The organism is Pedobacter jejuensis (assembly GCF_003725795.1).
Taxonomy (GTDB): Bacteria; Bacteroidota; Bacteroidia; order Sphingobacteriales; family Sphingobacteriaceae; genus Pedobacter; species Pedobacter jejuensis.
The window spans coordinates 1-22648 of sequence record NZ_RBEE01000032.1; the positions used below are offsets into that span (position 1 = coordinate 1).

General features: G+C 34.0%; 21 protein-coding genes. 17 read left to right on the plus strand and 4 right to left on the minus strand.

Annotation, left to right across the window (positions count from 1 at the left end; genetic code table 11):
* The first annotated feature begins 195 nt into the window (after positions 1-195).
* The 12 genes from D7004_RS14055 to D7004_RS14110 all read left to right on the plus strand — a co-directional run bounded on the left by D7004_RS14055 (position 196) and on the right by D7004_RS14110 (position 13285).
* The gene (locus D7004_RS14055; RefSeq protein WP_123206498.1) at positions 196-1131 is read left to right on the plus strand and encodes an outer membrane protein assembly factor BamD; all 936 of its coding nucleotides are present in this window, start codon (positions 196-198) and stop codon (positions 1129-1131) included.
* A gap of 3 nt (positions 1132-1134) precedes the next feature.
* On the plus strand, positions 1135-1461 hold the full coding sequence (locus D7004_RS14060) for a DNA-directed RNA polymerase subunit omega (RefSeq protein ID WP_109926040.1): 327 nt from the start codon (positions 1135-1137) through the stop codon (positions 1459-1461).
* A 70-nt stretch (positions 1462-1531) separates the two neighbouring features.
* Entirely contained in the window at positions 1532-2728 is a 1197-nt protein-coding gene (coaBC, locus tag D7004_RS14065) for a bifunctional phosphopantothenoylcysteine decarboxylase/phosphopantothenate--cysteine ligase CoaBC (protein ID WP_123206499.1), read from the plus strand.
* Positions 2725-3618, plus strand: coding sequence for a type IX secretion system protein PorD (gene porD, locus D7004_RS14070; RefSeq protein WP_123206500.1), 894 nt, complete (start codon positions 2725-2727; stop codon positions 3616-3618). The genes coaBC and porD overlap by 4 nt, the downstream gene beginning before the upstream one ends.
* Positions 3619-3813: 195 nt before the next feature.
* Positions 3814-4158, plus strand: a complete 345-nt coding sequence (locus D7004_RS14075; RefSeq protein ID WP_341867679.1) for a BlaI/MecI/CopY family transcriptional regulator — start codon at positions 3814-3816, stop codon at positions 4156-4158.
* 1 nt (position 4159) lies between these two features.
* Positions 4160-6103: a M56 family metallopeptidase gene (locus tag D7004_RS14080; RefSeq protein WP_123206502.1), complete on the plus strand. Its 1944-nt coding sequence runs from the start codon at positions 4160-4162 to the stop codon at positions 6101-6103.
* A gap of 99 nt (positions 6104-6202) precedes the next feature.
* Positions 6203-7855 (plus strand): DNA repair protein RecN, encoded by a 1653-nt coding sequence (gene recN / locus D7004_RS14085; protein ID WP_123206503.1) that lies wholly within the window; start codon positions 6203-6205, stop codon positions 7853-7855.
* 35 nt (positions 7856-7890) lie between these two features.
* On the plus strand, positions 7891-8646 hold the full coding sequence (locus tag D7004_RS14090) for an energy transducer TonB (protein ID WP_123206504.1): 756 nt from the start codon (positions 7891-7893) through the stop codon (positions 8644-8646).
* A gap of 38 nt (positions 8647-8684) precedes the next feature.
* Complete coding sequence (locus tag D7004_RS14095) at positions 8685-9923, plus strand: carboxypeptidase-like regulatory domain-containing protein (protein ID WP_123206505.1); 1239 nt, start codon at positions 8685-8687, stop codon at positions 9921-9923.
* 80 nt (positions 9924-10003) lie between these two features.
* Positions 10004-11242: a carboxypeptidase-like regulatory domain-containing protein gene (locus D7004_RS14100; RefSeq protein ID WP_123206506.1), complete on the plus strand. Its 1239-nt coding sequence runs from the start codon at positions 10004-10006 to the stop codon at positions 11240-11242.
* Between the two features lie 61 nt (positions 11243-11303).
* Positions 11304-12371 carry a PA0069 family radical SAM protein gene (locus tag D7004_RS14105; RefSeq protein WP_123206507.1) on the plus strand — a complete coding sequence of 356 codons (1068 nt, stop codon included), beginning with the start codon at positions 11304-11306 and terminating at the stop codon, positions 12369-12371.
* Between the two features lie 32 nt (positions 12372-12403).
* On the plus strand, positions 12404-13285 hold the full coding sequence (locus tag D7004_RS14110) for an ATP-grasp domain-containing protein (RefSeq protein WP_244214342.1): 882 nt from the start codon (positions 12404-12406) through the stop codon (positions 13283-13285).
* A gap of 43 nt (positions 13286-13328) precedes the next feature.
* On the opposite strand, the gene D7004_RS14115 is transcribed toward D7004_RS14110, so the two are convergent.
* Together D7004_RS14115 and D7004_RS14120 are read right to left on the minus strand one after the other, a co-directional pair.
* Positions 13329-13847: a CAP domain-containing protein gene (locus D7004_RS14115; protein WP_123206508.1), complete on the minus strand. Its 519-nt coding sequence runs from the start codon at positions 13845-13847 to the stop codon at positions 13329-13331.
* Positions 13848-14173: 326 nt separating this feature from the next.
* Entirely contained in the window at positions 14174-16723 is a 2550-nt protein-coding gene (locus tag D7004_RS14120) for an ATP-dependent Clp protease ATP-binding subunit (RefSeq protein WP_123206509.1), read from the minus strand.
* 693 nt (positions 16724-17416) lie between these two features.
* Here D7004_RS14120 and D7004_RS14125 point away from each other — a divergent pair.
* The 4 genes from D7004_RS14125 (at position 17417) to D7004_RS14140 (ending at position 20128) form a co-directional block, all read left to right on the plus strand.
* Positions 17417-17728 carry a hypothetical protein gene (locus D7004_RS14125; RefSeq protein WP_148042805.1) on the plus strand — a complete coding sequence of 104 codons (312 nt, stop codon included), beginning with the start codon at positions 17417-17419 and terminating at the stop codon, positions 17726-17728.
* 53 nt (positions 17729-17781) lie between these two features.
* Positions 17782-19305: a DUF4394 domain-containing protein gene (locus D7004_RS14130; RefSeq protein WP_123206511.1), complete on the plus strand. Its 1524-nt coding sequence runs from the start codon at positions 17782-17784 to the stop codon at positions 19303-19305.
* Positions 19306-19457: 152 nt separating this feature from the next.
* Entirely contained in the window at positions 19458-19799 is a 342-nt protein-coding gene (locus D7004_RS14135; protein ID WP_123206512.1) for a type II toxin-antitoxin system RelE/ParE family toxin, read from the plus strand.
* 2 nt (positions 19800-19801) lie between these two features.
* A complete protein-coding gene (locus D7004_RS14140; protein ID WP_123206513.1) occupies positions 19802-20128 on the plus strand; it encodes a helix-turn-helix transcriptional regulator in 327 nt (108 codons plus the stop codon).
* Between the two features lie 63 nt (positions 20129-20191).
* Here the strand turns inward: D7004_RS14140 and D7004_RS14145 are convergent, their stop codons facing one another.
* Entirely contained in the window at positions 20192-21058 is an 867-nt protein-coding gene (locus D7004_RS14145; RefSeq protein ID WP_123206514.1) for an EamA family transporter, read from the minus strand.
* 65 nt (positions 21059-21123) lie between these two features.
* Complete coding sequence (locus D7004_RS14150; RefSeq protein WP_123206515.1) at positions 21124-22278, minus strand: DUF3095 domain-containing protein; 1155 nt, start codon at positions 22276-22278, stop codon at positions 21124-21126.
* 140 nt (positions 22279-22418) lie between these two features.
* On the opposite strand from D7004_RS14150, the gene D7004_RS20710 reads away from it, so the two are divergent.
* Positions 22419-22577: a hypothetical protein gene (locus tag D7004_RS20710; RefSeq protein ID WP_167459502.1), complete on the plus strand. Its 159-nt coding sequence runs from the start codon at positions 22419-22421 to the stop codon at positions 22575-22577.
* Positions 22578-22648 lie beyond the last annotated feature (71 nt).

Genomic DNA, 22648 nt, shown 5'->3' on the forward strand with positions numbered 1-22648 from the left:
AAACCAACAGGAACCTGATTTTCTGAAAAATTAATACAATTCAGTGGTATCTCCTACCATAGGATAGAAGTGAATCATGAACATACATATATATGTTAAAAATTGTTAACTCATATATACTACTGAAATGCTTTCCATAGCTTAGCTCCCAATTGTTTTTATTGATGTTATCGTATTATTATTTATCTTTGCAGAATGTTTAAAGTTAAACACCTAATTATTTTAGTATTTGTTGCCGCTATTGGTATAGCAGGTTGTAAAAGCCGTTTTGAAAAACTAAGGGCAAGTAATGATGTTGCCAAAAAATATCAGGAAGCTATTAGGTTATATAATAAAAGAGATTTTAGTAAGGCATTGGTCTTGTTTGAGGATTTATCTCAAAAATATCGTGGTAGAGAACAAGCTGAAGGTCTAAATTTTTACTATGCCAATACTTTGTACAAGTTACAAGATTATACCACGGCCAGATATCAGTTTAAAAGCTTCGCAGACACATACCCTGCCAGTAAAGATGCTGAAGAGGCTCGTTATATGGCTGCATACTGTTATTATTTAGAATCTCCTACTTTTTCTTTGGATCAAGAAAATACTTATAAGGCTATTGACGCTTTACAATTATTTATAAATTTATACCCAACCAGCGAACGTGCTACTGCCGCGGCAAAATATATTGCTACTTTGAGAGGAAAGCTTGAAGATAAAGCATTTGAAAATGCTAAAATGTATTTAACCACCGGACCAAGTAATGTCGAAAATTATAGGGCTGCAGTTATAGCTTTAAAAAATGCACAAAGAGATTTCCCGGATATTAGATATGCTGAAGAGATGGATTTCCTAATGATTAAATCTCAATACATGTACGCTAAAAATAGTATCCCTGTTCGCCAGGAAGATAGATACAATGAGGCAATTGAGTTATATAATGAGTTTACAACAAACTATCCAAAAAGTAAATTTATTAATGATGCTAAGCAGCTTAAAAGTGATATTGAAAATGGCATCGTATTAAATAAACAAGAAATGGCATTATATGCTTCTGAGCAAGCAAAATATTTAGAAATGCTTAAAAAAACTGGTAAGATTAAAGATACTACCAAAGTTAACACCACCACTGATATTAAAAACAAGTAACACATGAATACTAACAAACCTGCTGTACCTAATACTACGGTTACCAGAAATGTACACGATTTAGATAAAACTACTGATAACTTATATGAATCGTTAGTTGTAATTGCGAAGAGAGCAAATCAAATTTCTAATAACATGAAAGAAGAATTGCATGGTAAATTAGCAGAATTTGCATCTAGCAACGATAACTTAGAAGAGATTTTTGAAAACCGTGAGCAAATTGAAATCAGCAAGCATTACGAACGTATGCCTAAGCCAGTTCTAGTTGCAATTGATGAATTTTTGAATGAAAAAATTTATCACAGAAATCCTTCAAAAGAACAAAAATAATTATTGTATAGTATTGGCGCATAGCGTTGTTAAGATGTGCTTTTTGCCTTTGCTTAACAGGTTATAAACTATGCTTAAAAATAAAAACATAATCCTTGGCGTTTGCGGCAGCATTGCAGCATATAAATCGGCATTTTTGGTTCGGCTTTTAGTTAAAGCTGGTGCAAACGTTAAGGTTATTCTTACCCCAGATGGTGCTAACTTCATTACACCACTCACCCTTGCTACGCTTTCTAAAAATCCAGTTTACACTCAATATTTCGAAAAGGAAACAGGTGTTTGGAGCAATCATGTCGAATTAGGCCTTTGGGCTGATTTAATTATCATCGCACCGATAAGCGCAAATACTCTGGCTAAATTAGCGAATGGAATTTGTGATAATCTTCTAACAGCAGTATATCTTTCGGCAAAATGCCAGGTTTATGTGGCACCTGCTATGGATTTAGATATGTGGAAGCATGAAAGTACTCAAGAAAATATTAATAAAATAAAAGGTTTTGGAAACTTTGTGATTTCACCTGCAAGTGGAGAGTTAGCAAGTGGCTTATTTGGAGAAGGGCGAATGGCTGAACCTGAAGAACTGGTTTTATTTCTTGAAAATTCACTAAAACAATCTATGCCTTTATATGGAAAAAAGACCATGGTAACGGCTGGACCAACCTATGAAGCTATAGATCCAGTACGCTTTATTGGCAACCATTCTTCGGGTAAGATGGGCTTTGCCATAGCCGATGAGCTTACAAGACTTGGAGCAGACGTAACTTTAATTTCAGGACCAACAGCTCAGAAATCAAATCAAAATTTAAATAGAATTGATGTTGTTAGTGCGAAAGACATGTTAGAAGCATGTAACGCAATTTTTGATGAAGTAGATATAACCATTATGTGTGCCGCCGTGGCAGATTATAGACCTAAGACGGTTTCTACTGAGAAAATTAAGAAGCAAGAAAACAATCTGACTTTAGAACTAGAAAAGACAACTGATATTTTAGCATCGTTAGGAAGCAGAAAAAAAACTAACCAAATTTTAGTTGGGTTTGCTTTAGAAACCAACGATGAAGAGAATTATGCTAAGGGTAAGTTAGAAAAGAAAAATCTTGATCTTATTGTATTAAATTCTTTAAAAGATACAGGAGCAGGTTTTAAAACAGATACAAATAAAATTACTATTTTTAACAAAGCACTTGAAAGAACGGTTTTTGATGTGAAATCTAAAATGGAAGTTGCTAAAGATATTTGTGAAGTAATTTTAAAAATAATAAAATGATAAGGAAGTTTGTTTGTTTGCTTTTGTTAATCGGTATTGGAAAAATTCAGGCGCAAGAATTAAATGCAAGGGTACAATTATTGGCACCACAAGTATCGAACATCAGTAAGCCTACAATAGATGCCCTGCAAAAAACTATTCGTGATTATTTAAATAATAATAAGTTTACCAACGAAACCTATAAGCCACAAGAACGTATAGATTGCAATTTTGTAATTACCATAAATTCTTGGGATGGTGGTTCTGGTTATACTGCAGAAGCACAAATTCAAAGTAGCAGACCTGTATTTAATAGTACGTATAACAGCACTTTATTAAATATAAGTGATAAGAATTTCGATTTTGCTTTTAATGATGGTTCTGTTATAGATTTTTCTGACCAAAATTACATATCAAACATAAGTGCTCTCCTCACCTATTATGCATATACCATTATTGGTTTAGATAAGGATAGTTTCAGTAAGATGGGTGGAACGCCATATTTTAAGAAAGCACAAAACATTATCAATCTTGCCCAAGCATCTGGAAACTCTGGATGGAGAGCTGCCGATGGACTCCGAAATCGCTTTTGGTTTAATGAAAATGCCTTAAACCCCATTTTTGCGGAACTAAGGAGTTTCATTTATAGCTATCATTTTAGTGGTTTAGATCAGTTAACAGATAATGATAAAGGCTTAATGCCAATTGTTAATGCATTAGCATCTTTACAACAAATGGATAAGCAAAAATTAGGCTCAATATTTCCAAATGTATACTTTGCTTCAAAAGCAGAAGAAATTAGTAACGTTCTATCGAAGTTAAATACTCAAGAGCGTTTGAAGGCATATAATATGCTATCCGAAATCGACCCAGCCAACATTGGGAAATATGAAGGTTTGAAATCAAATTAGACTGTATTTTATGATGGAGCATTGTAATTAATTATCAGCTAGCTTCAGCCACTACCTACCCTATAAATCTTCTCAAAATTAAAATTTTTTAAAATTTATTTTGTTATTACGAATATCTTCGTACATTTACATACGAAATAATTCGTAGAACTGTAACATATGAGCAATACCAACATCAAACCAACCGAAGGAGAAATGGAAATTTTACAAGTGCTGTGGCAGAAAGGCCTATGTACGGTTAGGGAAGTTCATGAAGCTTTGGATAAAAAAGACTCCGGTTATACCACCACTTTAAAACTTATGCAAATTATGCATGAAAAGGGTTTGGTAGAGCGAGACACAAATCAAAAAACACATATATACAAAGCCATTGTTAACCAAGATAAAACTGAAAAACAGCTCGTTAACAAAATGATTGATAATGTTTTTAATGGTTCGGCAGCAAGATTAGTGATGCAAGCTTTGGGCAACCACAGCGCAAGTGCAGATGAGATAGATGAAATAAAAAAGTATTTAGAAAAATTAGAAAAAAACAGCTAATATGGAAACTTTAGTTCAACAATTTATCAAAGCATTTGGTTGGAGCATCTTAAACTCCTTGTGGCAAAGTGCACTTATTTATGGTGTATTGTTCATCATATTATTTAGCTTACCAAAACTACAAGCTAAGTACAAACACAATCTGGCTTTCGGCTCCATAGTTTTAATGTTTGGTTGTTTCGGATACAATTTTATCAGCCAAATTATTAAAAGCATTCCGGTAAAAAATGCAGCTGAAAGTATTTCGAATTTAGATGCTTATCTATATTTAAATAATTTACCCCAAACCTTTAGCAGTAAGGCAGAGCAATATTTTCCTTTGGTTATTACATTCTACTTAATTGGAATAGCACTTCAGTTGTTTGTTATAATAAAAGGATACAGCAAATTAAATAGATTCAAAAATCAAGGTTTGAGCAACATTCCCGAAGAGTGGAAATTAATTTTTGCAACGGTTACAGCGAATTTAAAAATCAATAAAAAAGTTGCTTTTCATTTATCAGAAATTGTAAATGTTCCTTTAGTAATTGGATATTTAAAGCCAGTTGTTTTATTTCCATTGGCTTTAGTTAATCAGCTTGATAACGACCAGGTTGAAGCTATCTTAATTCACGAACTTTCTCATATCCGCAGGAATGACTTTCTGCTAAACCTAATTAAAACTGCTATTGAAACATTTCTTTTTTACAATCCATTTGTGTGGATGGCTGGGAAATTTATACATATAGAACGAGAACATGCCTGTGATGATTTAGTATTAAAGGCTACAGGAAAGCCCCTTAATTATGCTCATGCCTTATTAAAATTAGAATTATTGAAAGACAAAACCAGTCCGGCATATGCATTAGCAGCAACCGGAAAAACTCAAAACTTATATCAACGTATTAAACGAATAACCAATATGAAAACAAATTATTTAAATGCCAAACAGCAAATGGCCGCCTTAACTTTAGGTGTTGCATGCTTGTTTTCTATCGCATGGATAAATCCAGCTGAGAAGAAAACTAATGAAATCAAAATCGTTAGTAATCCTTTATCAAAGTTAAATTTAACGGAAGCTAATCGTCCGATAATATATTTGGACACGACTAAAAAACGAAAAATAAAAATTGTTACGATTGATGCGAATGGCAAAAAAACTGAATATAACTCGTTAAGAGATATGCCAGATAGTCTGCGGAAAGATTTTTATCAAGAAGAACTTTTTAACGGAAACAATGCATATCTATTTAAATCAGATTCTACATTTAAAACTCGCGATTCCCTATTTCAAGCCAAAATTTATAAAAGCTTTAATTCTCCCGCAGCGCAGTTAAAATGGAAAAGATACGGTGAAGATGTTGCAAAAGCATATTCATCTCCTGAAGCACAAGCAAAGTGGAAAAAATATGGTGAAGAAGTGGCAAAAGCTTATTCATCTCCAGAAGCGCAGGCAAAATGGAAAAAATTTGGCGAGGAAGTAGCCAAAGCTTATTCATCACCAGAAGCACAAGCAAAGTGGAAAAAATTTGGTGAAGATATAGCTAAAGAATATGGTTCGCCAGAAGCACAAGCAAAATGGAAGAAAATTGGAGAAGACATGGCCAAAGAATACTCATCTCCTGAAGCCATTGCGCAACTTACAAAAGTTAACGAAATTTTATCCGCCTTACCTAATATCGAAAATCTTGATGGTGATGTAAATCTCAGGATTAATGCTTCAAAAAACCTAGCAGGCTTAAAATCGGGTTACTCTCGGGTTAGGGCTGACTCAGTTTTTCAAGCTAGAAGGGATTTGAATTCGGTTAGAATGTTCGATATTGAAAGATCAAATAATTTAAGACAAACTGAAGAATATAAAAAGTTGAGACAAAAGTTTGATAAAGAGGTAAAAGAACTACAGGAAAAAATGGAAAGAAAGCAAAAAGCTGAAAGGAAAGAAAAACCTGAAAAAATGGAGAACTAAAAACCAACCAAATATATTTTAAAACGGCGAAGAATAATCTTCGCCGTTTTTGTTTTGTAACCAATGTTAAAATAAGTTTTTAGTATTTTTGCTTCAGTTATGCTACAAAAAATTTCCATTCGTAATTACGCATTAATCGATAGTTTAGATATCGAATTTGATAAGGGCTTAAATATAATCACTGGAGAAACTGGTGCAGGTAAATCTATTATATTAGGTGCACTTTCACTAATTTTAGGTCAAAGGGCCGAAAGTAAATATTTTTTCAATCAAGATAAAAAATGTGTTATAGAAGGAACCTTTTTATTAGTTGATGAAAATTTAAAAGTTCAGTTTGAAGAAGCCGACCTGGATTTTTTTAATGAGACTACTTTACGAAGAGAAATATCCATCGATGGTAAATCACGCTCTTTTATCAATGATACACCAGTAAATTTATCGCTGCTAAAGCAAATTGGAGAAAAACTAATCGATATTCATTCGCAGCATGCAACTCAAGAAATTAATGATGTTGATTTTCAACTTCTAATTGTAGATTCTCTTTCCAATCACTTTACATTGTTGTGTGATTATAGAAACGGTTTTAAAAAACTAAAATCAAATACAGCGCAACTAAAAAAATTAATTAGTGATGCAGCCGATGCCAGAAGCAAACAGGATTATGAACAATTTTTATTTAATGAATTAGAGCAAGCCAATTTAAAAGAACACGAGCAGGAAGAGCTGGAGCAAGAGTTAGAAAAACTTACGCATGCCGAAACCATAAAAAGAGCATTACTAACGGCTACCGGCTTGTTAACCGAAAGTGAGCCATCCGCTATTCAACTTTTGAAAGAAGCACAAATTCAGTTGCAATCAATAGAGAAATTCGATCCTGAAATCAACATTCTTTTTGAGCGGTTGCGTTCATCCATAATAGAAATTAAAGATATTGCTGATGAAACGGCGACTATCGAAGGAAACACATTGCATAGTTCAGAGAAATTAGATAGTATAAATCAACGATTAGATTCACTTTATTCGCTCCAACAAAAGCATCGTGTTGCGAATACTTCAGAATTGATTGCTTTAAAAAATCAACTGGAGGTAAATCTTAATCAGTTGCTTTCATCAGATGAAAATATTGAACAATTAAAGAAAGCAAACGAGCAGCTAAAGATTGAATTGACAAAGCAGGCAAATCAATTAAGTGCAAATAGAAAAAAAGCAATAAAATTAGTTGAGGAACAAACTACCAAAACATTACATCAGGTAGGTATGCCAAATGCAAAATTGGTATTATCGCAAACTGTGTTGACCGAACTTAATAAAGATGGTTTCGATGAAATTAACTTACTTTTTACCGCAAATGCTGGTCAGCCGCCGGCACCGGTAAATAAAGTTGCTTCAGGTGGTGAACTATCAAGGTTAATGTTATCTATTAAAGCTTTGTTGGCTAAACATACCTCACTCCCGACCATCATTTTTGATGAAATAGATACTGGAATTTCTGGCGAAACTGCGTTAAAAGTTGGCGAAGTAATTGCCGATTTAGGAGAAAACATGCAGGTAATTTCTATCACTCATTTGCCACAAATCGCTGCAAAAGGAAACTCCCATTACTTTGTTTATAAAAATGATGGCGATGGCAAAACCACAACCGGAATTCGTAAATTAAAACAAGAAGAACGTATTGCCACAATTGCAGAAATGCTGAGTGGCAAAAATCCAGGAGCATCGGCAATAGAGAATGCAAAAGAACTTTTAGGTTAGTTATGGATATTGCTAAATAGCAACATCTTTCTTTTATGAAAAAAATTATAATAATCGTAATTTCAATCGTAAATGCATTGAATATCTATGGTCAAAATCAAGCTCAGCAGGTTGTTGCAATAGACACGATAAATGTTCGAGGTAAAATAATTTCGTTAGACGGAAGCAAAATCTCAAACGTATTGATAAAGAGTAAAACTCCAAATCAACAATATTATAATAGCTATAATGTAGGCACTATAACTGATAGTGTGGGTAATTTTATTCTTGATGGCATAAAACCCACTGATACTTTATCTTTTAGAGCTTTAGGAGCAGAACATACTTTTGTTAATTATGGAAGTCGACAAATCCTAATAAGGATAAATCCAAAAATCAACGAAATAAATAATCAAGAAATTGCTGCTATCTACGCTAAGCGTGTAAAAAAGAAAAAACTAACCAAATTTACTTTGATTAAGGATGATGTAGATTGCTACTATCCTGCACCTACACAAAGTGCAACATTTCCAGGTGGTATTACTAAATTTACAAAATTTATAAATGGTAACCTAGACTATCCATTGGCTGCTGTAAAAAATAACATTGAAGGAATGGTGAGTGTAGAATTTGATATTGAAAGGGATGGGTCTATATCAAACCCAAGAATTATCAATACCATTGGTTATGGTTGTAGCGAAGCTGCCGTGAAAGTTATATCAAAATCGCCACGATGGATTCCTGAAATCGCAAATGGCAAACCAATCAAATCTATTTATAAGGTCGATATTGCATTTAAACTGCAAGACTAATTAACCAATAACTAACAAATTAGTTTATATTTGTTAGTATGAAAAGAACACTACTCATAATCTTTCTGGTATTTATTTGCACTTCTGTATTCTCACAGCAAAGTTTTAATTTATCTGGAATTGTAAAAGATAAACGCGGAGATGGCTTGCCGGGTGCTGGTGTTTACGTAAGCGGCTATAAAATTGCAACTGTTACAGATAATAATGGTCGCTACAGTTTAAAATTAAAGCCAGGGAATTATGATATTCTGATTCAAATTATTGGTTATAAAGCTTTAAATAAAAACATAATTGTAGATGATAAGGCGATTACTTTAGATGCTTTGCTTGAAGAAGACGCCGTTCAACTTAATGAAGTAACGATAAAACCAGATCCAAACCGAGAAGGCTATATAAGAATGTTTTTCGATTTCTTCGTCGGCACTACTCCTAATGCGGCTCAATGCAAAATTATTAACCCAAATGTTTTAATTATAGATTACAGTACCGATGATTCTAAACTCACCGTTAAAACCAATCAATTCCTCATTATAGAAAACCAGGCTTTGGGTTACAGGATTAAGTACATGCTTAATAATTTTGAGTTTGATAATAAAAGCCGCATTATATATTATGAGGGCTATCCATATTATGAAGATTTAAAAGGTTCTAAAGGAAAAATTAAACGATGGGCAACCAAAAGAGCCGAAGCTTACAGCGGCTCTACTCAACATTTTTTTAGCAGTTTATATGCTGGAAAATCGAAAGAAGAAGGTTTTATTATGAACAAACTAATAAAGCAAGTTGATAAAACCCGACCTGCCGATAGCGTTATTAAATCTAATATACAAAGATTAACATCGGCTAAATTAAGTTCTACCGGTGCCATTAAAATAACAAATGGCGATTCATTAAGTTATTGGATTAATCAGAAGAATAAACCAAAAGAAATTTCAATTTTAAACCAACAAGAGCTATTGCCAGATACGCTAGTAAAGGTTTATAATGAAAGTATCAAAAGCATAAACTTTACCGATATTTTATATGTAATTTATACTAAAGAAAAAGAAGCCGCCAGCTATGCCAATCGAATAGGTTTATCCATATCAAGACCGCTAAAAATGAACGATTATCAAATTTCACTTATAAACTTATTGGTTGCTCCGGTATATTTTTATCAAAATGGTGGCACTTATAATCCACGATCTATGCTTTTTCAGGGCTATTGGAGTTGGGAAAAGATTGCAGATAGTGTTCCTTTAGATTACGTAGTACCCAAAGTAAACCCATCAAAGTGATTGATAAATCAAATGTTAAAAATGTTAAAATCATTTATAAATTTTAATATTTATTATTCCATTTGGTTACATTCGCTCTCATGATCAAAAGCATCCTTTTATCTCTGCTATTTTTTTGTTGTGGACTTAGCGCTTTTAGTCAGAACACTTTTTCGATAAGTGGAAAAGTGCGTGATAAACAAGGCGGCCTTCCCGGAGCAGGAATTTATTTAAGTGGTTATAAAATTGCTACAGTTGCAGATAACAATGGTAATTTCAACATCCCAAATTTAAAGCCCGGCAGTTACGATTTGCTTGTACAAATGGTTGGATATTTACCATTTTCTAAAGGAGTAATCATTGCAGATAAATCAGTTCAGGTAGATTTATTATTAAAAGAAAATACTGTTCAGCTTAATGAAGTAACCATCCGAGCCGACCCAAACCGAGCTAAATACATTAAACAGTTTACAGAATATTTTATTGGGATAACACCAAATTCTAAACAGTGTAAAATTTTAAATCCGCAGGTATTAAATGTAGATTTTGATGTAACCAAAAGTTTGCTTACGGTTAAAACGACTGAATTTTTAATTGTAGAGAATAAGGCTTTGGGTTACAGATTGAAATATATGCTGGATTATTTTGAGTACAATAGCCGCACCCGAATTATTTATTTTTCTGGCCACCCTTTTTTCGAAGAATTAAAAGCATCGGCAGCAAAAAAGAAAAAATATATTGAAGCCCGAGAAATTGCCTATTATGGTTCATCGCAACATTTCTTCAGGTCGCTTTATGAAGGCAGAACTAAAGAAGAAGGATTCTTGATTAATAAGATAATTAAAACCCCCAATCCGAACCGATCTCCGGAAAATGTAATCAACGAAAATTTATCAAAAATAAGAACGCTAGCCGAAAAAACCGGAATTAGAAAAGTAGCAGGAAAGGTTGATGTTGGACTTCTTGAATTTTGGACGAAGCAAAAAGAAATGCCACGATTTATTGATAAATTTAGCAGAGCTGATGTAATTCCTGATACACTTGTTCATGATTACAATGATAACTTAAAGTGGATAAATTATACCGATGCACTTTGTGTACAATATACTAAGGAAAAAGAATCTTTAGCATATTCTAATACTGGCTTTTGGGTTTTCCGTCCGTTGGATGTTCCAGAATATGAAATTTCTGTTGTAAACCACACCACTCAAAACCCGGTTCGATTTTATGCAAATGGCGGAATTTACGATTCTCGTTCGATGCTGTATGAAGGATATTGGGCATATGAAAAAATCGGAGATATGGTTCCCATGGACTATATCCCTTTAGCTCGACAGTAAATTCTTTTAAACATTTTATCAACAACCAATCTATTTACTAAAAATATTAGTAATTTAGATTATGGTTAATGAGGAAGAAAATCAGTATTTTAAAGGTAGAGGCGCTCAGGTTAACCCACATAATAAGTTTATAAAAAACAGTTATGTGAAAGAGCATGATGAAGGGATTGATGATTGGGAAGAAAACGACCAAAAAACAACTTTTCTTCTAGAAAATTCGAAAACCATTGTTAATAAAGTTGATAGTCCGGATGTTGGTATGGCTTATTCGCTCAATCCATATCAAGGCTGCGAACATGGTTGCACATATTGCTATGCCAGAAATGCGCATCAATATTGGGGTTATAGCGCAGGTTTAGATTTCGAACGAAAAATAATTGTAAAAAAGGATGCTCCTGCCCTTTTTAAAAAGTTCCTGGAGAAAAAAGGTTGGGATGCCTCAACAATCTCACTTTCTGGCAATACAGATTGTTATCAGCCTGCTGAAAGAAAATTTAAACTAACCCGACAACTTTTGGAAATTGCGTTGGAGTACCGACAACCTATCGGGATGATCACTAAAAATTCATTAATTCTACGTGATATTGATGTACTGCAAGAAATGGCAAAGCTGAATCTGATTATGGTTTATTCTTCAATTAATAGTTTAAATAATAAACTGCGTTTAGCAATGGAACCTAGAACAGCAACGGCCAATCAAAGATTAAAAGTTGTAGAACAATTGAGCAAAGCAGGCATACCAATGGGTGTGATGGTTGCTCCATTAATACCTGGTTTAAGCGACCATGAAATTCCCGCGATTTTAAAAGCGGTTGCAAATGCCGGTGCCATTAAAGCTGGTTATACAATTGTAAGGCTTAATGGTGCGATAGGACAAATTTTTGAAGATTGGTTACGAAAAAACTTTCCCGATAGGTTTGATAAAGTTTGGCACATGATACAAAGTTGCCATGGCGGAAATGTTAGCGATAGCAGGTTTGGCGATAGAATGCGTGGCGATGGGAAAATTGCAGAAATGATAAAGAATAACTTTAAACTCCATTGTCGACTAAACGGACTTAACCAAAATGAAATTATTTTAAACCACAGTCTTTTTAAAATTCCTAGCGAGCAGATGACTTTATTTTAACCTCTTTACAAATAAATATTAAATTTGCCGCTATGTTAAATATGAATATCGCTTACGTTACCTATCAGGATAAAGGTGCTTATGATTCAACTACTGTTGAAAGTGAAGATGATCAATTACTAGATTTTTTGAAATCAAAAGGTTTAACTATTGAAAAAGTAATCTGGAATGATCCATCCGTAAATTGGGATAATTATCAATTGGCAATACTAAAATCTCCATGGGATTATTTTGATTTTATCAATGATTTTTATCAATGGCTCGAAGTTTTGGAAGCTAAAAACATACGTTTATTAAATCCTACTGATGTTGTAAAATGGAATGCTGATAAACATTATTTATTAGAAATAGAGGCCGCTGGCTTAAAAGTTACACCTAGCGTGTTTTTAAACAGAAGCCAGCAAACAAATCTAAATAGTTATTTTAAGCAATTTAACACAGATAAACTTATTGTAAAACCATGCATTAGCGGTGGTTCTAAAAACACTTTTAAGGTTACAAGTGATACCGTTGAGGATATAACAGAAAAACTAAAATTGCTGTTACTCGACGAAGAATTTATAGTGCAGCCGTTCTTAAACGAGATTACCGATAGCGGCGAGTGGTCGTTGATATTTTTTAATGGAAAATTTAGCCATGCATTGCTTAAAAAAGCAAAGTCTGGTGATTTTAGGGTTCAGCATGCTTATGGAGGAACGATTTATCCTCAAGAACCAACAGAAAAATTATTAGCTGAGGCACAAAGCTATGTAGATTTATTTGCAAAAAATTGTTTGTATGCTCGTGTTGATGGCGCAGTAATTAACAACGAATTTGTATTAATGGAACTTGAACTTATTGAACCATTTCTTTTTCTAAATACAAATCCTTCGAATTATGAGCATTATTACGCCGCTTTGCTGGAACTGGTGTAGGACGCTTACTTGATAATTTATAGACGTATAGAAATTTAATTAATTATTTAGCTGCGAATTCCTGTGTCCAATACCGACCATCTTTTGCAACAGCCATTTCTTTAAAATTAGCATTCATAATATTTTTGCAGTGACCTTCACTAGTAATCCAAGCATCAAAAACAGCTTGCTCATTAGGTTGCCCCGCAGCAATATTTTCTCCGTAAGTTGTCCATTGGTAGCCAGCAGCAGTAATTCTCATGCCTGCATTTTTCCCATCTAATGATGTATGACTAAAGTAATTATTGGCATTCATATCTTTGCTGTGCGCTAGGGCTGCAGCAGCCAAAAGATTATTCCAGGCTAGTGGAGCAACGGCTGGCATAATTGATGAACCACAATTACATCCGGCTTTGCGTACATCATTCACTAATTTTAGAAATAAGTCGTTATTTAAATTCGTATTAACCACCAAGCCGGTATTTAAGGGTTTTTCATTATTAGTTGTAACTGATAAATCATTCTTTTTGCAAGAAGTGACAGATATGACAAGAAATAATAAAATCAAAGATGCAAATTTCATTTAATAGGGATGTGTAAGGAAAACACAAAGAAAGAAAATTTAATTCAGCATATCAATGAAATAGTAAGTTGATGACCGGAGTTCGATTCTTAAACTTGATATGTTTGCTGTTTTGTAGCCGTATTGCTTATACGACACGTCTTGCTGAATTTATTTCAGCATCTTTCCTGCTATAATGACCCTGAAATAAATTCAGGGTGACGTTAGCTTAAAAAATCAGCTTATTAATAATGTTAAAGAAAATTAATAATCAAATTCAGGTTGCTATATTAACTTTATGAATAATAGGGCATAAAAAAACTCCCGATTTTCATCGGGAGTTTATATTATTTATTTGAAGAATCTTCTTCTTTTGGTTCTTCCTTTTTCTTCTCACCTTTTTTGTGAACGATTGAAATCACCTCTGTCGTTTTATCATAATCAATTTCTAAAACATCACCTTCAGCTAATTCACCTTTCAATATTTCTTCGGCAATTGGGTCCTCAAGATATTTCTGAATTGCTCTTTTTAACGGTCGTGCACCAAAATTACTATCAAAACCCTTATCAGCAATATATTCTTTTGCGTTTTCGGTTAAAATAATTTCGTAACCTAAAGTATGAACTCTTCCAAATAAAGCTTTCAATTCGATATCAATGATTCTGAAAATTTCATCTTTACCTAAGCTGTTAAATACTACAACGTCATCTACACGGTTCAAAAATTCTGGAGCAAAAGCACGTTTCAACGCACTTTCTATTACGCCACGACTGTGAGAATCTGCCTGATTTGTTTTAGCTGTAGTTGAGAAACCAACACCTTGACCAAAATCTTTTAACTGACGGGCACCGATGTTAGATGTCATGATGATGATTGTATTTCTAAAATCAACCTTACGACCTAAACTATCTGTTAACTGACCTTCATCTAATACCTGCAACAAAATATTAAATACATCAGGGTGAGCTTTTTCAATCTCATCTAATAGAATAACTGCATAAGGTTTTCTTCTAACTTTTTCTGTTAATTGTCCACCTTCTTCGTAACCTACATAACCCGGAGGCGCTCCTACCAAACGTGATACCGCAAATTTCTCCATGTATTCACTCATGTCTATTTGAATTAGCGAATCATCACTATCAAACATAAAACGAGCTAATTCTTTTGCCAATTCTGTTTTACCAACACCAGTCGGACCTAAGAAAATAAATGAACCAATTGGCTTTTTAGGATCTTTTAATCCGGCTCTTGTACGTTGAATGGCTTTGGTTAATTTCTTAATTGCATCATCCTGACCAATAATTTTTTCGGCCACCTTATCGTACATGTTCAATAATTTAATGCTATCTGTTTGGCCAACACGTTGAACAGGAATTCCTGTCATCATGGCAACCACTTCGGCAACATTATCTTCTGAAACTTCGTAGCGCTTAGTTTTAGTTTCTGCTTCCCACTCCGCTTTAGCTTTATCTAATTCTTCAATTAAATTCTTCTCGGTGTCGCGAAGTTTTGCAGCTTCTTCATATTTCTGGCTACGAACAACTTTGTTTTTCTCTAACTTAATGTCTTCGATTTTCGCTTCGATATCAATAATGTTTTGAGGAACGTGGATGTTAGTCAAATGCACTCTAGAACCAGCTTCATCCAAAGCATCAATGGCTTTATCTGGCAAGAAACGGTCTGAAATGTATCGTGATGTTAAAGTAACACAAGCTAGAATCGCTTCATCGGTATACGTTACACCATGATGCTCTTCATACTTATCTTTAATTCTGGTTAAAATCTCAACAGTTTCATCCGGTGTAGCTGGCTCAACCATTACTTTTTGGAAACGACGATCTAATGCACCATCTTTCTCAATATATTGGCGATATTCATCTAGAGTTGTAGCACCAATACATTGAATTTCTCCCCTTGCCAAAGCAGGTTTAAACATATTTGATGCATCTAATGAACCCGATGCGCCACCAGCACCAACTATGGTATGAATCTCATCAATAAATAAAATTACATCGGTAGATTTTTCAAGCTCGTTCATCACGGCTTTCATACGCTCTTCAAACTGACCACGGTATTTTGTTCCAGCAACTAACGAAGCTAAATCTAAAGTAACTACGCGTTTGCCAAACAATACGCGAGACACTTTGCGCTGAACAATACGTAAAGCTAAACCTTCCGCAATCGCCGATTTACCAACGCCTGGCTCACCGATTAAAATTGGGTTGTTCTTTTTTCTACGAGATAAAATTTGCGAAACACGCTCAATTTCTTTCTCACGACCAACGATTGGGTCTAAACGACCTTCTTCAGCGGCTTTTGTTAAATCGCGACCAAAGTTATCCAATACAGGGGTTTTCGATTTTATATCAGAAACCTTTTTTGGAGTACTAAAGCTTTCCTCCTCACGATAATCATCATCGCCGCCCGTAGATGCGCTATTTGAGATATCATCTCTAAAACCATTTTTATTCACTTCTACCTCCTGTTTAAAAACATCGTAAGTAACGCCGTATTGCAATAAAATTTGCGAAGCAATGTTATCATCATCTCTCAAAACCGATAACAATAAATGTTCCGTTCCAATTAAATCGCTCTTAAATATCTTGGCTTCTAAATAAGTAATTTTTAAAACTTTTTCGGCCTGTTTAGTTAATGGTATGTTACCTAAATTAACCGTCACACTTGAAGTACCGCGAACAGCATCTTCAATAGAACGGCGTAATTTACCGGTATCAACTCCTAACGATCGTAAAATTTTTATAGCCATGCCATCGCCTTCGCGTATGAGGCCCAATAATAAATGCTCGGTCCCGATGTAATCATGCCCTAAGCGCAGCGCTTCCTCTCTACTAAAAGAGATTACATCCTTAACCTGTGGTGAAAATTTTGCTTCCATAATTCCTTTCTTAACGGCTCGCCTCTAAACTATAAAATAAATTATAAAAAGTGACTGTACCATTTTCTTTATTTTATCAACAACTGCGCCATCTGAGCAAATAAACCGCCTGCTGAAAGTTTAATAAAAGATAATTTAACATGCGATTAAAGGCCAAATAATCAATAATTACACTATATCTATCTACGTAATAACTGTTTTACAGGTTTTAGAAAGACATTGATTTAGCTCAAAGCCTTCCAGTTTTTTTATGTCGGTTTTTTGTAAGGATTTTTTTAGTGTAGAAAACTGACAGTATGTTGCTTTTTGATTAAGCAATTTACAAGTTTTGACAGATAAATAAAAGTTACCTGACACCAATTAATAAACAAATTGTTAATTGTATATTAATAACTGATAAATATTCCTATTAAGTGTAGCATTTGTAATTTTCTGTAGTTTGTGAAAAGCAGTTATCGTACAACTATCATGTGTTAGTCCCGCTAAACATTACAAGCCAAACAGAAAAAGTTTGGGCTTTTCATTTAAATCGGGTTTAGATTAATGTTAATGGTTAGCTGCTAAAATTGAAGATTTCAATGCAGCAGTTTCATTTAAATTAATTTGAAATTTCACGTAGTAATCATAGAACAAAATCTATTCACGATTACTTTTCGTAGATAATGGAAAATCTGATAAAATTTAATCTTGAACATGGCATCTTTTTCTCAAAGATTCTTTATTGTGTTAATTCTGCTAATCGTTTTTACGAGTAGAATTGTAGTTTATACGATGCCATTAAAAAGTGTTTCAAAAGAAATCTTTAAAACGGAATCAGACGGTAAATCTGAACCAGTAGAAAAAGAAAATCCTATAGTAGAAAAAATAAAATTTGCAGATTTCCTGATACCTGGGTTTTCTACATTTGAATTTAAGGAAAATGCAAATTCAAAAAGCTATCAGCGTTCTGCAAATGCTGAACTTACGTATTGTCATCTCCAAATACCAGAGCAACCGCCGAAGTAAGCGATCTGCTTACACAATAAATAATATTCTTTAATTAAATCCTTACCATAATCATGATAAAAACTAAACATTTTATCGTAGCGGCACTATTTGCTGTTATGACACCTATTTTATTCTCCGCTTGTAAAAAAGATAGAGGATATGAGCAAGAAACTTTAACACCTGGTCCAGATGTAAACTTTTATGCCTTAACATCCGACAGCAAATTGTTGTTAATTAATGCTAAGAATCCATCAAACATCACTTCAACAATTTCGATTACTGGCTTACAAACCGGCGAAACTATATTAGGTATAGATTTCCGCCCTTCAACCGGACAATTATATGGTGTTGGAAGTACCAGTCGGTTATATGTAATCGACCAGAAAACCGGTATAGCAAGGTCAATTTCTGCTACACCATTCACGCCAGCTTTAAGCGGTACATCAGTTGGATTTGATTTTAATCCTACGGTTGACAGAATTCGTTTGGTGACTAATTTAGGTCAAAATTTACGTCTTAACCCTGAAACTGGAACAGTAGCAGCTATTGATGGAACAATTAATGGCGTTACCAATGCGAAAGTTTCATCAGTTGCTTATACGCAAAATAGAGCTGGTGCAGCAACAACAGTACTTTTTGATATCGACCCTGCAACTGATAAATTGCACAAACAAGATCCACCAAATGACGGAAAATTAGTAGAAGTTGGCGCTTTAGGATTCGATGTTGATGAGGTTGGTGGTTTTGACATCAATCCAGATGGCACTGCAGCACTGGCAGCATTGACAACAGGTGGTGTATCTGCACTATATTCTGTTGATGTTAATTCTGGCAAAGCATCAAAAATTGGAAATTTAGGTTCTCAAATAACAGGATTAGCCATTCCTACTGAGCCGGTTGCTTACGCCGTTTCTAACAATAACGAATTGTTAATTTTTAACCCTCTATCTGCATCTCCGACACCAATTGTTAAAGCAATTACAGGTACGCAAACTGGAGAAAACATTTTAGGCATTGATATGCGACCATTAAACGGTCAACTTTTTGCCTTAGGAAGTTCAAGTAGAATTTATGCTATAAATGCTTCATCGGGTGTTGCAACAGCTGTTGGTACAGCTCCATTATCAACCTTAATTACTGGCACATCTGTTGGTTTTGATTTCAACCCAACGGTTGATAGAATTAGAATTGTAACCAATACAGGGCAAAACTTTCGTATAAATCCTGCTGATGGAACATTAACTGTTGATGGTGCGATATCATTAACAACTGCATCAATTTCAGGAGCTGCATATACAAATAACTTCGCTGGCGCCACAACAACGGTTCTTTTCGATATAGATTCTCAAGGTGATAGATTGTATAGACAAGACCCACCAAATAATGGAACATTAGTAGATGTTGGTGCACTTGGCGTTAATGTAGAAACAAATAATGGTTTTGATATCGGCGGTACCAGCGGAATAGCCTATGGCATATTTACCGTAGCTGGAACGCAAAAAATTTACAGTATTAACTTAACAACTGGTGTAGCAACTGCTGGAGCAACCATAACTGCTCCGGTAAGAGGTTTTACTTTGGGTTTAGGCTTCTAAATTTTAATTTGGATAACTTTACATTTAAACAAAAAAATTATGCCTTTTGTGGATAAACCGCAAAAGGCATATTTTTTCTCAATTTTTTTTGATTTGTCTTGAATCTGTTGTTTCCTAATAAGGAAATTTTGTACATTTGACAAAACGCTCGAATGAAGCCAAAATTTATTGTAGAATTATTACCTGAAGCGGTCGACTTTTTGGAAAATCTAGATGAAAAAACAAGAGATAAGATTTTTTACAACATCAAAAAGGCTCAGATAATAAATGACAATGAACTTTTTAAAAAATTAAATGATTTTATTTGGGAATTCCGTACCATTTATAATGGCAAATCTTACAGACTTTTTTCTTTTTGGGATAAAATTAATGGAGAAGATATATTAGTGATTGCTACACACGGCATTATCAAAAAGACTCAGAAAACTCCATCAAAAGAAATTATCAAGGCAGAACAAATAAGAAATCAATACCTTCAAAACAAATATAAATAGCTATGAAAAATATGTTAAAAACCGTTTCACTTGACACCATGATTGATAAGCATATTGGCCAACCTGGAACAGAGAAACGAGATGCCTTTGAAAATGAATTAAGAATTGATTTATTAGGCAATGCGATAAAAATTGCTAGACAAGAACAAAATTTAACACAACAACAATTAGGAGAACTCGTTGGTGTACAGAAGGCTCAAATATCAAAGATTGAAAACAGTGTGAAAAATGCGAGATTTGAGACGATATTAAAGGTGTTTGATGCTTTAGGTGCAAAAGTAAATTTTAATATAGAGCTTAATCATAAAAACTTACTTTTTGGAAAGTAGTACTGTGCATAATATCAAGTTTAAATACGTTAATTTACTTTCTGCCCATTAACTAACAATGGGTTACACAATCACCCGCTCCTGCCGTTTTCTTGTTATTGTGGCACCTGCACTTGCGATGATGACCAGGACTACTGCAATCCATTCGTAAAAAGAGAGGTATTCGTTTAAAAAAATTAATCCTGAAAGTGCACCCGCAGCAGGCTCTAAACTCATTAAAATACTGAAAGTTTTAGCAGGCATTTTTTTTAGTGCTTTCATTTCCAAAGTAAATGGAATGGCGCTAGAAAGTAAAGCCAATGCTAACCCAGCCATAAAAATCTTTGGTGTAATATTCACCAAAATTCCATCTGCAAGAGCAAAAGGAATAATTACTGCAGATGCGAACATCATACCAATGGTCACTGCTTTACCTCCATCCATTATTTTGGAAATTCGACCACCTAAAACAATATATGCAGCCCAAAAAATGCCTGCAACTAAAGCCAATATCACACCAATTAAATCTACCCCGTTGCTCTTCCATGGAGCTATAAAAGCAATTCCAATAGCCGCTAAAACAACCCACAAAAAATCTAAAGCTTTTTTAGAGCCCGATATTGCCAATACCAAAGGACCGATGAATTCTAAAGTTACGCCCAAACCTAAAGGAATTCTTTCTATAGCTTTATAGAAAATTAAATTCATTAAGCCCAATGTTATCCCATAAAGAGAAACCGTTTTCCACTGTTGAGGCGTTAAATTTTTTAAGCTTGGCCTGTTGAATAAGATTAGAATTATTGCTGATAATACGATTCTTAACGAAGAAGTTGCTGCAGCACCTATAACCGGAAAAATTCCTTTTGCAATAGCTGCGCCACCTTGAACGCTAACAATGGATAATATTACAGCAGGAACGGGCGGTATTAAGATGCTTTTGTTATTCTTCATTTACCAATTTTTGGCAAAATTAGTTCTTTTATTCAGCCGAAACTTTTTTACTCCTCACTAAATTTTTATTGGTCTGATATTTTGGCTTTTAAAATTCCTGCGGCTTGAGTATAGCCTCCTTCAGAACCATCGACAAAATGGATATGCTCATTTACTAAATCGCGTACATAGCATGACATGGTAGAATTCGGACTAACATATAACCCATAAACAATAGACCTTTGAGCTTCCAACTTATCAAGGTATTTTACCAATCTCAATCTTTGTTGCTCGTTTCCCGATATCACAGTATTAATTTTTCCATCAAGCACCAATGTATCAGACATTTCTACCAATCTATTTAGGTAGTTTTTACCACTTTCTGTTCTAAAGTAAATGTATCCGTACAAATTGATTACCCAGGTTTTCATCAATTCGAAGATTTTAACTTCTCCGATCCGCGTCCGCATTTCTCTACTCAACCTGTTAAAGGTGGTATTGAACCGAAGTTTATCTACCGATATAGGTTGTCTCTTTTTGGGTTCACCATAAATTATATCTAGTTGATTAACTATCGCACTAAAAATTTTGGGTTGCTCTTCACTCTTATTTATCACAACCAATAAAGTTACTACTTCGTTGCTATGCTGAGGCGGATCAATTTTATCCCATCTGCATTGCATTCCGTTTAAATCTAAAATCTCATCTTGCTGATGTATTGGTGCCAATAAATAATCTTCGGCTTTAATTAATTTTTCTGCATAACTCAATCCATCACCTAAAATAACAGGAATGGAAAAAAACTCTGATACATGAAATTTACTAATGCGAATTTGAAAACCTGCATTATAGATTTGTGTTACAGGAACGGTACCAACACGTAAATTTAAGTTAAAATTGGTAAGGGTATTTTCTTTAAAAATAGATAGCTTTTTTAATGCAGCATCCAAAATGGAAGACGGAACCAGAAAGGTTGCTCCATCTCCGCCGAAAAAGAAAGGTATAGTTATCCCAGAGCTGTAGGCTAAATTTAAAACGGCAACAATGCTTCCCGTAGCTATAAGATTTACATTTTCGTTAAAACCTTCCAAAACAGCTTTCGTAGATCCTTTAATGTCTGTAATGATTACATGCCAATCGTCGGGAATTTGCTTAAAAAGTTCGGTTTGAACAAACAGCTTACTTAACTTTATATGTTGGGCGGGTAAATTGCTGTAAAAAACATCGGATGATTGAATCATTTATAAAAAAATTTACTTTATAAAAGTAACATATTTGAGTTGAAGGTTGTTTACAGCTGCAATGAATTTAGAAATAAGTTGTAATGAAATATTTTAACGCCAAATTGAATACTTATATTTGATTATAAAAATTATCTGTTATGCTTGTATTCGCAGTTCCACTTTATTTTATTGCTTTTATTGGTTGGTTAATTTATGCAGGTTTGATTAAGAAAAATCTTAAAGAAAATATGCCTATGGTGTATTTTGGTTCTGTATTTAGTGTAATCTGGCTGGTTATTTTATACGTTTCGATTTAGGTTAAGTAAAAGTAATTTAAGGCGAAAACCCTTTCATATATCTTTGTTCACACCTTCCAATTTATTAACAA

Coding starts and splice junctions, on each gene's coding strand:
- D7004_RS14055 (WP_123206498.1), top strand. CDS start 196: ATGTTTAAAGTTAAACACCTAATTATTTTAGTATTTGTTGCCGCTATT.
- D7004_RS14060 (WP_109926040.1), top strand. CDS start 1,135: ATGAATACTAACAAACCTGCTGTACCTAATACTACGGTTACCAGAAAT.
- coaBC (WP_123206499.1), top strand. CDS start 1,532: ATGCTTAAAAATAAAAACATAATCCTTGGCGTTTGCGGCAGCATTGCA.
- porD (WP_123206500.1), top strand. CDS start 2,725: ATGATAAGGAAGTTTGTTTGTTTGCTTTTGTTAATCGGTATTGGAAAA.
- D7004_RS14075 (WP_341867679.1), top strand. CDS start 3,814: ATGGAAATTTTACAAGTGCTGTGGCAGAAAGGCCTATGTACGGTTAGG.
- D7004_RS14080 (WP_123206502.1), top strand. CDS start 4,160: ATGGAAACTTTAGTTCAACAATTTATCAAAGCATTTGGTTGGAGCATC.
- recN (WP_123206503.1), top strand. CDS start 6,203: ATGCTACAAAAAATTTCCATTCGTAATTACGCATTAATCGATAGTTTA.
- D7004_RS14090 (WP_123206504.1), top strand. CDS start 7,891: ATGAAAAAAATTATAATAATCGTAATTTCAATCGTAAATGCATTGAAT.
- D7004_RS14095 (WP_123206505.1), top strand. CDS start 8,685: ATGAAAAGAACACTACTCATAATCTTTCTGGTATTTATTTGCACTTCT.
- D7004_RS14100 (WP_123206506.1), top strand. CDS start 10,004: ATGATCAAAAGCATCCTTTTATCTCTGCTATTTTTTTGTTGTGGACTT.
- D7004_RS14105 (WP_123206507.1), top strand. CDS start 11,304: ATGGTTAATGAGGAAGAAAATCAGTATTTTAAAGGTAGAGGCGCTCAG.
- D7004_RS14110 (WP_244214342.1), top strand. CDS start 12,404: ATGTTAAATATGAATATCGCTTACGTTACCTATCAGGATAAAGGTGCT.
- D7004_RS14115 (WP_123206508.1), bottom strand. CDS start 13,847: ATGAAATTTGCATCTTTGATTTTATTATTTCTTGTCATATCTGTCACT.
- D7004_RS14120 (WP_123206509.1), bottom strand. CDS start 16,723: ATGGAAGCAAAATTTTCACCACAGGTTAAGGATGTAATCTCTTTTAGT.
- D7004_RS14125 (WP_148042805.1), top strand. CDS start 17,417: ATGGCATCTTTTTCTCAAAGATTCTTTATTGTGTTAATTCTGCTAATC.
- D7004_RS14130 (WP_123206511.1), top strand. CDS start 17,782: ATGATAAAAACTAAACATTTTATCGTAGCGGCACTATTTGCTGTTATG.
- D7004_RS14135 (WP_123206512.1), top strand. CDS start 19,458: ATGAAGCCAAAATTTATTGTAGAATTATTACCTGAAGCGGTCGACTTT.
- D7004_RS14140 (WP_123206513.1), top strand. CDS start 19,802: ATGAAAAATATGTTAAAAACCGTTTCACTTGACACCATGATTGATAAG.
- D7004_RS14145 (WP_123206514.1), bottom strand. CDS start 21,058: ATGAAGAATAACAAAAGCATCTTAATACCGCCCGTTCCTGCTGTAATA.
- D7004_RS14150 (WP_123206515.1), bottom strand. CDS start 22,278: ATGATTCAATCATCCGATGTTTTTTACAGCAATTTACCCGCCCAACAT.
- D7004_RS20710 (WP_167459502.1), top strand. CDS start 22,419: ATGCTTGTATTCGCAGTTCCACTTTATTTTATTGCTTTTATTGGTTGG.